The organism is Pseudomonas sp., from assembly GCF_049590575.1.
GTDB lineage: Bacteria > Pseudomonadota > Gammaproteobacteria > Pseudomonadales > Pseudomonadaceae > Aquipseudomonas.
The window spans coordinates 15,958-28,483 of record NZ_JBAWDE010000132.1; the positions used below are offsets into that span (position 1 = coordinate 15,958).

The following is a 12,526-nucleotide window of genomic DNA, read 5'->3' on the forward strand; positions in this document are numbered from 1 at the left end:
ATAGCCCAGACTATCCATTAAAAAGGGGGGATTCGGATTGTGTATCAGCAAACCCTACGACGATGCCCACAGGCAGCAGGTCTTGGGCGCTATTGAACAGGTCCGGGTAAATATGGGTGCCGCTCTCAGGGCACTTTTTGCCGCTCGCGCTAGTCTTAGCGTGGATCGCTGTGACGCAAGTCACCGCACCTGTCTACGCTATCCTTGTGCGAGACTCACGCAGGAATCCAGCGCAATATGAATGTCCTGATCGTTGATGACGAACCCCAAGCCCGCGAGAGACTGAGCCGTTTGGTCAGTGAACTCGAGGGTTATACAGTCCTGGAACCGAGTGCCACCACCGGTGAAGAGGCGTTGACGCTGATCGACAGCCTCAAGCCGGATGTGGTGTTGCTCGATATCCGCATGCCGGGCCTTGATGGCCTGCAAGTCGCTGCCCGCCTGAGCGAGCGAGAATCGCCGCCGACGGTGGTGCTGTGTGCGGCCCAGGAAGAGTTTTCCGCAGACACGCTGGACGCCAGCGGTGTCAGCTTCCTCACCAAGCCGGTGGCTGGCGAAGCGCTGCTCAAGGCGCTGAAAAAAGCCGAGCGGCCCAACCGCGTCCAGCTCGCCGCCCTGACCCAGCCTGCCGCCCAGAGCGGCAACGGTCCTCGCAGCCATATCAGCGCACGCACACGCAAAGGCATCGAGCTGATCCCTTTGGGTGAGGTGGTCTATTTTATTGCCGACCACAAGTACGTGACCTTGCGCCATGAGGCTGGCGAAGTCTTGCTCGATGAGCCGCTCAAGGCCTTGGAGGATGAGTTCGGCGACCGCTTCGTGCGTATCCACCGCAACGCGCTGGTGGCCCGCGAGCGTATCGAGCGCCTGCAACGCACGCCCCTGGGGCACTTCCAGTTGTTCCTCAAAGGGCTCAACGGCGATGCGTTGATCGTCAGCCGACGCCATGTCGCAGGCGTGCGCAAGATGATGCAGCAGCTTTAGCCCGAGGGCTGTGGCGAGGCTTTGCATTCCGTATCCCGGTGCGACGTGGCCAGGGAGGCCCCGCACTTGCTGATTCAAATCAAAGCGTATTTGGCTGAGCTGTTATTATCTGCCGTATCTATTCAGTACGGATTGATCCATGTCCTCTCGCGAAATCCGCATCGCCACCCGTAAAAGTGCCTTGGCCTTGTGGCAGGCCGAATACGTCAAAGCCCGCCTTGAGCAGGCCCACCCGGGCCTCCTGGTGACCCTGGTGCCCATGGTCAGTCGCGGCGACAAGCTGCTGGACTCGCCACTCTCGAAAATCGGCGGCAAGGGCCTGTTCGTCAAAGAGTTGGAAACCGCACTGCTGGAAAACGAGGCCGACATCGCCGTGCACTCGATGAAAGACGTGCCCATGGACTTCCCCGAAGGCCTGGGCCTGTATTGCATCTGCGAGCGTGAAGACCCGCGTGATGCTTTCGTTTCCAACACTTACGCTTCCCTGGATGAGCTGCCGCTGGGCAGCATTGTCGGTACCTCCAGCCTGCGTCGCCAAGCCCAATTACTGACCCGCCGCCCAGACCTGCAGATCCGCTTTTTGCGTGGCAACGTCAACACTCGCCTGGCCAAGCTGGATGCCGGTGAATATGACGCGATCATCCTTGCCGCAGCGGGTTTGATCCGTTTGGGTTTCGAAGACCGCATCACCTCGGCCATCAGTGTCGAGGACAGCCTGCCAGCGGGCGGGCAGGGCGCCGTAGGCATCGAATGCCGCACCGCCGACAGTGAAATCCACGCACTGCTCAAACCCCTGGACCATCACGACACCGAGGTGCGCGTCACGGCCGAGCGTGCCCTGAACAAGCACCTCAACGGTGGCTGCCAGGTGCCGATCGCCTGTTACGCCGTGCTCGAAGGCGAAAACCTGTGGCTGCGCGGCCTGGTCGGGGACCCGGAAGGCGGCACCCTGCTGACCGCCGAAGTGCGTGGCCCGCAGCGTGACGCTACGGCCCTGGGTGTGCAAGTGGCGGAAGAACTGCTGGGCAAAGGCGCCGGCGCTATTCTGCAAAAGGTCTATGGTGAGGCCGGCCCGCAGTGAGCGAATGGCGCCTGCTGTTGACGCGGCCTGCCGAGGAATCGGCGGCCCTGTCTTCAGTATTATCTGACGCCGGAATTTTCAGCAGCAGCTTACCCTTGCTGGACACTGAGCCGCTGCCCGTCACGCCTGAGCAACACGCCGTGTTTCGCGACCTCGGGCGTTATAGCGCGGTGATCGTGGTGAGCAAGCCGGCCGCGCGCCTTGCCGTGCAGCAGTTGGAGCAGGCCTGGCCGCAATTGCCATGGTTCAGCGTCGGCGCAGCTACGGCGCAAGTGCTGGCCGAATATGGCCTGCGTGTTCACTATCCCCAGACTGGCGACGACAGCGAGGCCTTGCTTGAATTGCCCGCGTTGCGCGAGGCTGTGGAACGCCCGAATACCCGTGTGCTGATCCTGCGTGGCGAGGGCGGTCGGGAGCTGCTGGCGGAGCGTTTGCGCGAGAGAGGTGCTAGTGTCGACTATATGGAGTTGTACCGCCGTTTTCTTCCGGCTTACGACCCCGGTGTTTTGATACAACGCATCCAGTTGGAACGCCTGAACGGCCTGGTGGTCAGCAGTGGGCAGGGTTTTTTGCACCTGCAAGCCATGGCCGGCGCCGATTGGCCACAGGTGGCACAGTTGCCGTTGTTCGTGCCGAGCCCGCGAGTCCAGGAAATGGCGCGGGCCGCTGGCGCAGAAAAAGTTGTGGATTGCCGCGGTGCGAGTGCCGCGGCTTTGTTAGTGGCGATACGGAGCTATAGCGTTCCCACTCTCTGATACGCAAAGGACGGATACGTGAGCGAAACAGCCTTGCCTAAAGATGAAACCCAACCCGCGCTTGAAGCGCCGGCTGAGTCACCGGTCACCGCGCCGCGCCGTGGCAACGGCCTGGCAATCCTCGCCCTGCTGCTGGGCGCGGCAGGTGTAGCCGCCGGCGGTTGGGGGATTTGGCAGGTCCGTGCCCTGCAAGCCAGCAGTCAGCACCAGCTGGGCCAGGTGCAGACCCTCGATGATCAATCCCAGTCCCTCCAACAAAGCCAACAGCAACTGGCCGCGCGCCTGGCCCAGTTGCCAGCTGCCGACGAGCTGGAGGAACGCCGCCGGCTGGTGGCCCAGTTGCAGGGTGATCAGCAACGCTTGAGCCAGCGCCTGGAAACCGTGTTGGGCGCGAGTCGCCAGGACTGGCGTCTGGCCGAGGCCGAACACCTGATTCGCCTCGCGAGCCTGCGGCTGTCAGCCCTGCAGGATATCAACAGCGCTCAGGCGCTGGTCCAGGGGGCCGATGAAATCCTGCGCGAGCAAAGCGATCCGGGCGCCTACGCTGCCCGCGAGCAATTGGCCAAGAGCCTGGCCGCGCTGCGCAGCACTGAACAGCCGGACCGTACCGGGCTTTACCTGCAATTGGCGGCACTGCGTGACCAGGTCGTGCAGTTAGCCGCCATTGCCCCCGAGTACCAGCTCACCGAGCCGGGGTCCGACGGGCGCCCGACCACCGATACCGACAGTCGTTGGCGCCAGTGGTGGGAGCAGATTTCGCGCTACTTCCGCATCGACTTCAACCCGGATGACAACATCCGCCCGCTGCTGGCCGGTCAAGGCCTGAACCAGGTGCGCCTGGCCCTGAGCCTGGCCCTGGAACAAGCCCAATGGGCGGCGCTCAATGGCGAGACGGCGGTGTACAGCCGTTCCCTGGGCGAAGCACGTAGCGTGCTGCAGGACAACTTCAACCAGGACAACCCGCAAAGCAAGGCGATGCTCGCGCGTATCGCCGAGCTTGAGCCCAAGGCCGTTTCGGTGGTGACGCCGGACCTGGCGGCGAGCCTGGCCGCTGTGCAGGCCTACCTTGAACGTCGTCATCTGTCTGCCGACGAAGCCAAGGCCGCGGCTACGCCGGCGAAGCAGGAGTAGCACCGATGAAGCGTTTCTATGTGATCCTGGTGCTGGCGATTGCGATCGCCCTGGCACTGGCCGTGGGCATTTCGAAACACACCGGCTACGTGCTGATTACTTACCCGCATGTGCTGCATTACGAGTCGAGTCTGTGGGCTACCTTGGTCGCGTTGGCTGCCATCGGCCTTGCGATCTACCTGGTCCGAGTGCTGTTGGGGCTGCTCACCACCTCCGGCGGTGTGGTCAACCCGTGGTCGCGGCGCAACCGCAGCCGCCGTGTGCAGGTTGCGATCGAACAGGGCCAGATGGACCTCGCCGAGGGCCGCTGGGCCAGCGCCGAACGCCACCTGCACCGTGCCGCCGAAGCCGAACGCCAGCCGCTGCTGTACTACCTCGGCGCAGCGCGGGCGGCCAATGAGCAGGGCCGCTATGAAGAGTCCGACAGCTTGCTGGAGCGCGCCCTCGAGCGCCAACCCCAGGCCGAGTTGGCGGTAGCCTTGAGCCATGCGCAACTGCAACAGGACCGCGGCGATACAGACGGCGCGTTGACCACCCTGCAGGCGATGCACGAGCGTCATCCTCACAACGCCCAAGTGTTGCGCCAACTGCAGCGCCTGCATCAGCAGCGCGGTGACTGGTCGTCCGTGATTCGCCTGCTGCCGGAGTTGCGCAAGGACAAGGTACTGCCGGCCAGTGAGCTGGCCGAACTTGAGCGGCGTGCCTGGGGTGAGAACCTCAGCCTGGCTGCCCAGCGTGAGGAGCAAGGCGAGGCGGGCTTGCAGTCTCTTGAACGGGCCTGGCAACAGCTGACTTCCGCCCAGCGCCAGGAGCCGCAACTGGTCCTGGCGTATGCCGAACAGCTGCGTCAGCTGGGCGCGGACGCGCAGGCCGAAGAGGCGCTGCGTGGTGCGATCAAACGTGATTACGACAGCCACTTGATCCGCCTTTATGGCCTGTTGCGCGGCAGTGATCCGGCCCGGCAATTGAAGTTTGCCGAAGGTTGGCTCAAGGAGCATCCAGGCGATGCCAGCCTCCTGCTGACGTTGGGGCGCTTGTGTCTGCAGAACAGCCTGTGGGGCAAGGCACGGGACTACCTGGAGAGCAGCCTGCAAGTCCAGCGCAACCCCGAGGCCTGCGCCGAGTTGGCGCGTCTGTTGGCCCAAATGGGCGACACTGAGCGCAGCAACCAGTTGTTTCAGGAGGGGTTGGGCCTGTTGGATAACCGTCTGCTGGCATCACCGTTGCCAGTTCCTGCGCGGGTGTGATGTAGGAAGGGACTAAGGGTTGGCTCAGATGCGTCTGATAGCCAGCCCTTAAATTTCTCGCAGGTTACCGGGCTAGAGCCTTTGCAGGTGTGTTCCTACGCTTGGTTGTTCGAAGTCTTCCATGTCCTGACGGGTTGTCCTTACACTTTCGCGGAATCGTCCGCTCTGGTGTGTATTGAAAGCGGTCAGTCCTTTCCTCTACCGTATCGATCTATATTTCGCGGTGCGGATAAAGCATGTCTTTTGCCCCTTCACGGTCTTTATTTTTCCTTGCGTTCCTGGCGGGTGCGCTGACGTTGGGCGCGTCCTTTTACCTTGAGTTCGGTGCGTCGCTGCGCCCCTGCTTCCTCTGCCAGATGCAGCGGGCCTTCCTGGCGGCCTTCGTGTTGATCAATCTGGTCGCGTCTCTGCACAACCCAAGGCGTAACGTCACCTATCTGTACGGTCTGGCAAGCATGGGGTGTGCGCTGCTTGGCGCGATCACGGCCGTGCGCCAGGTGTTGTTACAAAATGCAGCGCCTGGACAGGCCGACTGCCTGCCTGGCCTGCACCACATGGTCGAGAACCTGTCGCTGTGGCAGGCGCTGCAGGCAACCGTCAAAGGCACCGTTGATTGCGTAGAACTCAACTGGACATTATTCGACTTGAGCCTTCCAGAGTGGAGCCTGCTGTTCTTCGTGGGGATGCTGGCGCTGGGCATCATGCAGTTTTCACGGCTGTTTTTCAGCCAGCGGTTACGCCCGACGGGGCACTGAACCCCTGGGGCATTTTGTAGGAGGGGATTAAACACTTGTATGAACTTTCTGTCCTGCGTACCTTGAAGCCATAGTCATGCGGGCATAATCTGGCCCGCACGCGTTATTGAAACCGTTTGTCAGATGCGGCCTTGTCCGGCTGCCGCTTTATCCTTTGAGTGTTATGCGGACACAAGGCGGCAGCGCCCCTATAGGGAAGAGAGATCATCATGCTGGAAAGTTGTCAGAATGCTCAGGAACGCTGGGGTGGTGTGCACAAGCTGATCGACAGCTGGTTGAAGGCACGTCACGAACTGGTTCGGGCCTTTGATGCTCTCGGCGCCAAGCCCGAGGCACTGGCTGAGAACCGCAAGCCGTTGCAAGAATTCTGTGAAGTGTTAGTAGACTACGTGTCGGCCGGCCATTTCGGTGTGTATGAGCAGCTGACTGAAGAGGCCGAAGCCTTCAATGATGAGCGTGCTTTGGAGGTGGCCGAAACTTATTACCCGCGCATTAATGCAATCACTGAGAAGTTGCTCGCCTTCACCGACGACTGTGATGCCGGAAAGTGTGTTGCCGAAAAATTCAAGGAGCTGGGTGCGCTGCTTCACGAGCGCTTCGATCTTGAAGACTGCCTGATCGAAGTGTTGCACAACGCTCACAAGGAAGAGCCTGCTACCCAGGCTTGACCTCTGACAGCAGTACAAAAAACGGTGCGCATTGCGCACCGTTTTTTTATGGGATCAGTGGCGTGTTCCGAGCAATTCGATCTCGAACACCAGCGGTGTATACGGCGGGATCAACTCGCCAGCACCGTCGGCGCCGTAGGCCTGGGCCGAAGGAATCACCAGGCGCCACTTAGCGCCTACCGGCATCTGCTGCAACGCGCTGCTCCAACCGCTGATCACACTGTCCAGACGAAACCACTGCGGCTGCGTGCTCTGATCGAACACTGTTCCGTCGGGCAGGCGCCCGACGTATTTCACTTGAACCTGATCGCTGGCCGCCGGTTTGTTGCCAGTGCCGGCGGTGAGTTCCGTGAGCAGAATTCCATCGGCCAATTCGCGCACACCTTTTGCGGCTTTTTCCTTGGCTAAAAACGCCTGCTCGGCAGCGAGTGCTTTTTCGCTCTGCGGTGCTTGTGCATCCGCTTCTGTCTTTGCTTCGTGCTGGGCAAGAATCTGTTCGATGCGTGCGTTATCCAGCGCCAGCGGTTTGCCTTGATAAGCTTGTTTGAGGCCGTCGATCAGGGCCTGGATCTGCAGGTCCGGGACCTCCTGGCGCAAGCGCTCGCCGAGGCTGGCGCCCAGGCTGTAAGCGAGGTCGTGCTGATCCTGGTCGATGGTTTTGGGCGGCGATTGCTCGCTCGCATTGGCCACTGAAAACGCCAGGCCAAGTACTAGGAAAAGGTAACGCGACATGGGCATCCTCCCGCCGAAAGTGCGACGGATTATGCCAGTGTGAGTGGGTAAAAAGTGCCACGTATTTTCGTTATATCGATAAGAATTTTCGTACGGTGCAACGCAAGGCAAACGATACTGTCAACATGCCCTAGCGGCGGTAAGAGCAGAGGGCTAGTATGAGCCGCACCCACGTCAGCCAGGAGGTAAACCATGTCGGCCAAACAGAAGCCTGTTAATACCCCGTTGCATTTACTCCAACAACTTTCGGGCAGCTTGCTCGAACATCTGGAAAGCGCCTGTTCCCAAGCGTTGGCCGATGCAGAAAAACTGCTCGCCAAGCTGGAAAAACAACGCGGTAAAGCGCAAGAAAAGCTGCACAAATCCCGCACCAAACTGCAAGGCGCCGCGACCGCCGGCAAGGCCAAGGCACAAGCCAAAGCCAAAGATGCTGTCAAGGAACTCGAGGACCTGCTGGACGCCCTCAAGGACCGTCAAGCTGAGACCCGCACCTACATTTCCCAACTCAAAAAAGATGCTCAGGAAAGCCTGAAATTGGCCCAGGGCGTTGGTCGTGTGAAGGAAGCCGTGGCTAAAGCGCTGGGTGCTCGTACCCCTGCGAAAGCCGTTGCAGCAAGCGCTGCGAAAAAGCCGGCGAGCAAAGCTGTTGCCGCGAAGGCGCCATCTAAGAAAACTAGCGCCAAGCCCGTTGCCAAAACCTCTGCTGCAAAACCGGCCGCCAAGCCCGTTGCCAAAACTGCTGCTGCAAAACCGGCCGCCAAGCCAGCGGCTAAAACCGCTGCTGCAAAACCAGCCGCGAAGCCAGTTGCTAAAACTGCTGCTGCCAAACCAGCCGCGAAGCCAGCGGCTAAAACTGCTGCTGCCAAACCAGACGCCAAGCCAGTTGCTAAAACCGCTGCTGCGAAACCAGCCGCCAAGTCAGCGGCTAAAACCGCTGCTGCGAAACCAGCCGCCAAGCCAGTTGCTAAACCTGCTGCTGCGAAACCAGCCGCCAAGCCAGTTGCTAAAACCGCTGCTGCGAAACCAGCCGCCAAGCCAGCGGCTAAACCTGCTGCTGCAAAACCAGCCGCGAAGCCAGTTGCTAAAACCGCTGCTGCAAAACCAGCCGCCAAGCCAGCGGCTAAACCTGCTGCTGCGAAACCAGCCGCCAAGCCAGCGGCTAAACCTGCTGCTGCAAAACCAGCCGCCAAGCCAGTCGCTAAACCTGCTGCTGCGAAACCAGCTGCAAAGCCTGCTGCAGCAAAGCCGGCCGCTAAGCCAGCTGCCGCCAAACCAGCACCAGCCAAGCCGGCCACTCCGGCAGCCCCGGCAGCGTCCACCGCTCCAACCGCACCGGCCAGCAGCACGCCTGCACCGGTAGCGCCAAGCACCACCCCAACCAGCGCTTCCTAAGTGCCGGTGGCCACAGCGCGCAGCTGCTGCAGCGCGTTGTGGTCAAGGTTGGCGGCTCCGGTCGCCAGGCCTTCAAGCCATCCCTCTTGATCCACTACCCTTCCAGTCGGCCAAACTTGCGCCAGTGCTTCCAAGCGCGACAGCAATACTCGTTCGGCTTCCAACTCCAAGGCTTTGACCCGCTCGCGTAACGTCGCCAGTGGCAAATCCTGCTGCGCCATGGCGCGCCATGCGATGCGTACCTGACGCAACGGTTCAACGACCTCTGCCTGCCAAGGCTCGGCGATTTGCTTAAGCGCCTGCATGCGCTCGGCTGTCGGCGCCACGCCGCGCTGCTCCAGCCATGCGCCGCAAAGCAACAGGCACACGTCTGCCCCTTGTGCCTGCAAGTGCAGGCAAGCGGCTTCGCACCCTGGGCGGGCGTAAGTCGAGAGGGCAAAGCTCCACAGGTCAGCGCACATATTCACACCCAAGCCAGCGGCCAACGAAGCTGGTAGACTCCGCCGCCATTATGATCCGACTTCAAAGCCTAACATTACAGCGTGGCCCGCAACGTCTTCTTGAAGACGCCGAGCTGACCCTGCACGCCGGTCACAAAGCCGGCCTGATCGGCGCCAACGGCGCCGGCAAATCCACGTTGTTCGCCCTGTTGCTGGGCGAGCTGACCCCGGACTCCGGGGACTGCTTGCTGCCGGCCGACTGGCGCATCGCCCATATGCGCCAGGAGATCGACACCCTGGACCGCATCGCGATCGACTACGTGCTCGATGGCGACCTGCGCTTGCGCCAGGTGCAACACGACCTGGCCGAGGCCGAGAAAGCCCAGGACGGCGCCGCCCAGGCGCGCCTGCACTCGGAACTCGACAGTGCCGACGGCTACACTGCCGACGCCCGCGCCCGCAAGATGCTCGCCGGGCTGGGCTTTACCAACGAGCAGATGGATCGCCCGGTCGCCGACTTCTCCGGCGGCTGGCGCATGCGCCTGAACCTGGCCCAGGCACTGATGTGCCCGTCGGACCTGCTGCTGCTCGACGAACCGACCAACCACTTGGACCTCGATGCGATCCTGTGGCTGGAAGACTTCCTCAAGAGCTACCAGGGCACTTTGCTGCTGATTTCCCACGACCGGGACTTCCTCGACGCCGTGGTCGATAACATCGCCCACGTCGAACAGAAGAAAATCACCCTCTACCGTGGCGGCTACACCGCGTTCGAGCGCGCCCGTGCCGAACGCCTGGCCCAGCAGCAGCAAGCCTTCGAGAAGCAGCAGGCGCAACGTGCGCACATGGAAAGCTACATCGCCCGGTTCAAGGCCCAGGCCACCAAGGCCCGCCAGGCCCAGAGCCGGATCAAGGCGCTGGAGCGCATGGAAGAGCTGTCGGCGGCCCACGTCGATTCGCCGTTCGACTTTGTGTTCCGCGAGTCGGTGAAAATCTCCAGCCCGTTGCTGGACCTCTCGGATGCACGCCTGGGTTATGGCGACAAAACCATCCTGGAGAAGGTCAAGCTGCAACTCACGCCGGGCGCGCGCATCGGTTTGCTCGGCCCCAACGGCGCGGGCAAGTCGACGCTGATCAAGAACCTGTCGGGCGAGCTGCAACCCCTGGCCGGCCGCCTGACCCGTGGCGAGAACCTGGTGGTGGGCTACTTCGCCCAGCATCAGCTGGACTCCCTGGATGCCAAGGCCAGCCCGCTGCTGCACTTGCAGCGCCTGGCGCCAACCGAGCGCGAACAGGTGCTGCGCGACTTCCTCGGTGGTTTTGACTTCCGGGGTGCGCGCATCGACGAGCCGGTGCTGAATTTCTCCGGTGGCGAGAAAGCCCGCCTGGCCCTGGCGTTGATCGCCTGGGACCGACCGAACCTGCTGTTGCTCGACGAGCCGACCAACCACCTGGACCTGGAAATGCGCCTGGCGCTGACCATGGCCCTGCAGGAATTCAGCGGTGCGGTGCTGGTGGTGTCTCACGATCGCCACTTGCTCAAGAGCACCACCGACAATTTCCTGCTGGTGGCTGACGGCAAAGTCGAAGAATTCGACGGCGACCTGGACGACTACGCGCGCTGGCTGACGGATTACCGTCTGCGCAACGCGCCGGTCAGCAACAGCCCGGTCAACCCGGACAAAACCGACAAGAAGGCCCAGCGCCAGGCCGCCGCCGCGTTGCGCCAGCAGTTGGCGCCGCACAAGCGTGAAGCCGACAAGCTGGAAGCCGAGCTGGGCAAGGTGCATGAGCGCCTGGCCAAGATCGAAGCCAGCCTGGGCGACAGCGCCGTGTACGAAGCGGCGCGCAAGGATGAACTGCGCGACCTGCTGGCCGAACAGGCCAAGCTCAAGGTGCGTGAAGGCCAGTTGGAGGAAACCTGGATGGAAGCCCTCGAACTGCTCGAAACCCTGCAAGCGGAGCTGGAGGCGCTGTCCTGATGGAAGCGTTACAGCTGCCAATACCGGTGCAATGGGTCGAGCCCGTGTGGATCGGCGTGCAAATCCTGCTGATTCTGCTGGCCGGCTACCTCGCCCAGCGTGTGGTCGCCAACGGCCTGAACCGCCTGGGTGAACGCTACCCGTTCCCGCCGCAACTGCTGATGCCGCTGCGCGGCGGCCTGCGCTGGCTGATCATGGGCAGTGCACTGATTTTCGTGCTGGGCCGCCTGGGGGTGTCTGCCACCGTGTTGTGGACGGCGCTGTCAGGGTTTGTGGCCGTGGCGGCGGTGGCGTTCTTTGCCATGTGGTCGGTGCTGTCCAACCTGTTGTGCGCGATTTTGATCTTTACCGTAGGGCCGTTTCGCCTGGGCGACATCGTCGAGCTGGTGGATACCGTCGACAAACCGGGGGTGAAGGGCCGGGTAGTTGCGATCAACCTGCTCTACACCACGCTGATCGAAGTGGAAGAAGCAGGCACCAGCAGCGCGATGGTGCAGGTGCCGAACAGCCTGTTTTTCCAACGCTCGGTGCGGCGTTGGCCGGGCAACCACGTGTTTCCGGGCGACCGCTAGTACTCACATCGTGTAAAAATCTATAGCCAGCCTTTGGTCGGCGGAGTTAGCTTAACGGCACAAGCAAACTCCCTCCTGAGGTGTGTAATGGCACTCGACACATGGCTGGCCTTTTTCGTGGCCAGTTGGATCATCTCCCTTTCCCCCGGCGCAGGCGCCATCGCCTCGATGTCCAGCGGCCTGCAATACGGTTTCCTGCGCGGTTACTGGAACGCCATCGGCCTGCAGTTGGGCCTGGCGATGCAGATCGCCGTGGTAGCGGGCGGCCTGGGCGCCATTCTGGCGGCGTCCTCGACCGCGTTCTATGCGATCAAATGGTTTGGCGTGGCTTACCTGGTGTACCTGGCCGTGAAGCAATGGCGTGCGCTGCCCCTGGACATGGCCGATGACGCGAGCGTGCGCCCGATCGGCAAGCCCATGGCGATGATGTTCCGCGGTTTCTTGGTCAACGCGAGCAACCCCAAGGCTCTGGTGTTCATGTTGGCGGTGCTGCCGCAGTTCGTGAACCCGCAGGCGCCGCTGGTGAGTCAGTACTTGATCATCGGTGTGACGATGATCAGCGTGGATATGATTGTGATGGCCGGCTACACCGGGTTGGCGTCCAAAGTGCTGCGGTTGTTGCGCACGCCCAAGCAGCAAAAACGCATGAACCGTACGTTTGCCGGGCTGTTCGTGGGGGCGGCGGGGTTTCTCGCAAGCCTGCATCGCGCAACGGCGTAACTGACAAAACCGAATCAAAAAGTGTGGCAGCGGGCTTGCTCGCGAATGCGCTGGGTCAGTCGATACA

13 protein-coding genes are annotated in these 12,526 nt (G+C 61.8%); 11 read left to right on the forward strand and 2 right to left on the reverse strand.

Features of this window, described 5'->3' with window-relative positions:
• Window positions 1-237 precede the first annotated feature (237 nt).
• The 7 genes from WBR57_RS10360 to rsd all read left to right on the forward strand — a co-directional run bounded on the left by WBR57_RS10360 (window position 238) and on the right by rsd (window position 6,621).
• Window positions 238-984: a LytR/AlgR family response regulator transcription factor gene (locus tag WBR57_RS10360; protein ID WP_424083746.1), complete on the forward strand. Its 747-nt coding sequence runs from the start codon at window positions 238-240 to the stop codon at window positions 982-984.
• Between the two features lie 139 nt (window positions 985-1,123).
• Window positions 1,124-2,065 (forward strand): hydroxymethylbilane synthase, encoded by a 942-nt coding sequence (gene hemC / locus WBR57_RS10365; RefSeq protein WP_424083747.1) that lies wholly within the window; start codon window positions 1,124-1,126, stop codon window positions 2,063-2,065.
• Window positions 2,062-2,820, forward strand: coding sequence for a uroporphyrinogen-III synthase (locus WBR57_RS10370; RefSeq protein ID WP_424083748.1), 759 nt, complete (start codon window positions 2,062-2,064; stop codon window positions 2,818-2,820). The genes hemC and WBR57_RS10370 overlap by 4 nt, the downstream gene beginning before the upstream one ends.
• 18 nt (window positions 2,821-2,838) lie before the next feature.
• The gene (locus tag WBR57_RS10375; RefSeq protein ID WP_424083749.1) at window positions 2,839-3,951 is read left to right on the forward strand and encodes a uroporphyrinogen-III C-methyltransferase; all 1,113 of its coding nucleotides are present in this window, start codon (window positions 2,839-2,841) and stop codon (window positions 3,949-3,951) included.
• A gap of 5 nt (window positions 3,952-3,956) precedes the next feature.
• Window positions 3,957-5,198, forward strand: a complete 1,242-nt coding sequence (locus WBR57_RS10380; protein WP_424083750.1) for a heme biosynthesis protein HemY — start codon at window positions 3,957-3,959, stop codon at window positions 5,196-5,198.
• Window positions 5,199-5,434: 236 nt separating this feature from the next.
• Entirely contained in the window at window positions 5,435-5,953 is a 519-nt protein-coding gene (locus WBR57_RS10385) for a disulfide bond formation protein B (RefSeq protein ID WP_424083751.1), read from the forward strand.
• 209 nt (window positions 5,954-6,162) lie between these two features.
• Window positions 6,163-6,621, forward strand: coding sequence for a sigma D regulator (gene rsd, locus WBR57_RS10390; RefSeq protein WP_424083752.1), 459 nt, complete (start codon window positions 6,163-6,165; stop codon window positions 6,619-6,621).
• 54 nt (window positions 6,622-6,675) lie between these two features.
• Here rsd and WBR57_RS10395 read toward each other — a convergent pair whose 3' ends face one another.
• Complete coding sequence (locus tag WBR57_RS10395) at window positions 6,676-7,353, reverse strand: FKBP-type peptidyl-prolyl cis-trans isomerase (RefSeq protein WP_424083753.1); 678 nt, start codon at window positions 7,351-7,353, stop codon at window positions 6,676-6,678.
• A 192-nt stretch (window positions 7,354-7,545) separates the two neighbouring features.
• Between WBR57_RS10395 and WBR57_RS10400 the strand changes: the two genes are divergently transcribed.
• Window positions 7,546-8,745: an AlgP family protein gene (locus tag WBR57_RS10400; RefSeq protein ID WP_424083754.1), complete on the forward strand. Its 1,200-nt coding sequence runs from the start codon at window positions 7,546-7,548 to the stop codon at window positions 8,743-8,745.
• On the opposite strand, the gene WBR57_RS10405 is transcribed toward WBR57_RS10400, so the two are convergent.
• Window positions 8,742-9,206 carry a TIGR02444 family protein gene (locus WBR57_RS10405; RefSeq protein WP_424083755.1) on the reverse strand — a complete coding sequence of 155 codons (465 nt, stop codon included), beginning with the start codon at window positions 9,204-9,206 and terminating at the stop codon, window positions 8,742-8,744. The genes WBR57_RS10400 and WBR57_RS10405 overlap by 4 nt on opposite strands.
• Before the next feature lie 50 nt (window positions 9,207-9,256).
• On the opposite strand from WBR57_RS10405, the gene abc-f reads away from it, so the two are divergent.
• From abc-f to WBR57_RS10420, 3 genes are all read left to right on the forward strand, one after another.
• Window positions 9,257-11,167, forward strand: coding sequence for a ribosomal protection-like ABC-F family protein (gene abc-f / locus WBR57_RS10410; RefSeq protein ID WP_424083756.1), 1,911 nt, complete (start codon window positions 9,257-9,259; stop codon window positions 11,165-11,167).
• Complete coding sequence (locus WBR57_RS10415) at window positions 11,167-11,739, forward strand: mechanosensitive ion channel domain-containing protein (RefSeq protein ID WP_424083757.1); 573 nt, start codon at window positions 11,167-11,169, stop codon at window positions 11,737-11,739. The genes abc-f and WBR57_RS10415 overlap by 1 nt, the downstream gene beginning before the upstream one ends.
• 87 nt (window positions 11,740-11,826) lie before the next feature.
• On the forward strand, window positions 11,827-12,459 hold the full coding sequence (locus WBR57_RS10420) for a LysE family transporter (RefSeq protein ID WP_424083758.1): 633 nt from the start codon (window positions 11,827-11,829) through the stop codon (window positions 12,457-12,459).
• The last annotated feature ends 67 nt before the right edge of the window (window positions 12,460-12,526 follow it).

Excerpts from the sequence above, each read along its gene's own strand:
- WBR57_RS10415 (WP_424083757.1), top strand. The coding sequence starts at position 11,167 with ATGGAAGCGTTACAGCTGCCAATACCGGTGCAATGGGTCGAGCCCGTG.
- WBR57_RS10400 (WP_424083754.1), top strand. The coding sequence starts at position 7,546 with ATGTCGGCCAAACAGAAGCCTGTTAATACCCCGTTGCATTTACTCCAA.
- WBR57_RS10360 (WP_424083746.1), top strand. The coding sequence starts at position 238 with ATGAATGTCCTGATCGTTGATGACGAACCCCAAGCCCGCGAGAGACTG.
- WBR57_RS10395 (WP_424083753.1), bottom strand. The coding sequence starts at position 7,353 with ATGTCGCGTTACCTTTTCCTAGTACTTGGCCTGGCGTTTTCAGTGGCC.
- WBR57_RS10380 (WP_424083750.1), top strand. The coding sequence starts at position 3,957 with ATGAAGCGTTTCTATGTGATCCTGGTGCTGGCGATTGCGATCGCCCTG.
- WBR57_RS10405 (WP_424083755.1), bottom strand. The coding sequence starts at position 9,206 with ATGTGCGCTGACCTGTGGAGCTTTGCCCTCTCGACTTACGCCCGCCCA.
- abc-f (WP_424083756.1), top strand. The coding sequence starts at position 9,257 with ATGATCCGACTTCAAAGCCTAACATTACAGCGTGGCCCGCAACGTCTT.
- WBR57_RS10385 (WP_424083751.1), top strand. The coding sequence starts at position 5,435 with ATGTCTTTTGCCCCTTCACGGTCTTTATTTTTCCTTGCGTTCCTGGCG.
- WBR57_RS10420 (WP_424083758.1), top strand. The coding sequence starts at position 11,827 with ATGGCACTCGACACATGGCTGGCCTTTTTCGTGGCCAGTTGGATCATC.
- rsd (WP_424083752.1), top strand. The coding sequence starts at position 6,163 with ATGCTGGAAAGTTGTCAGAATGCTCAGGAACGCTGGGGTGGTGTGCAC.
- hemC (WP_424083747.1), top strand. The coding sequence starts at position 1,124 with ATGTCCTCTCGCGAAATCCGCATCGCCACCCGTAAAAGTGCCTTGGCC.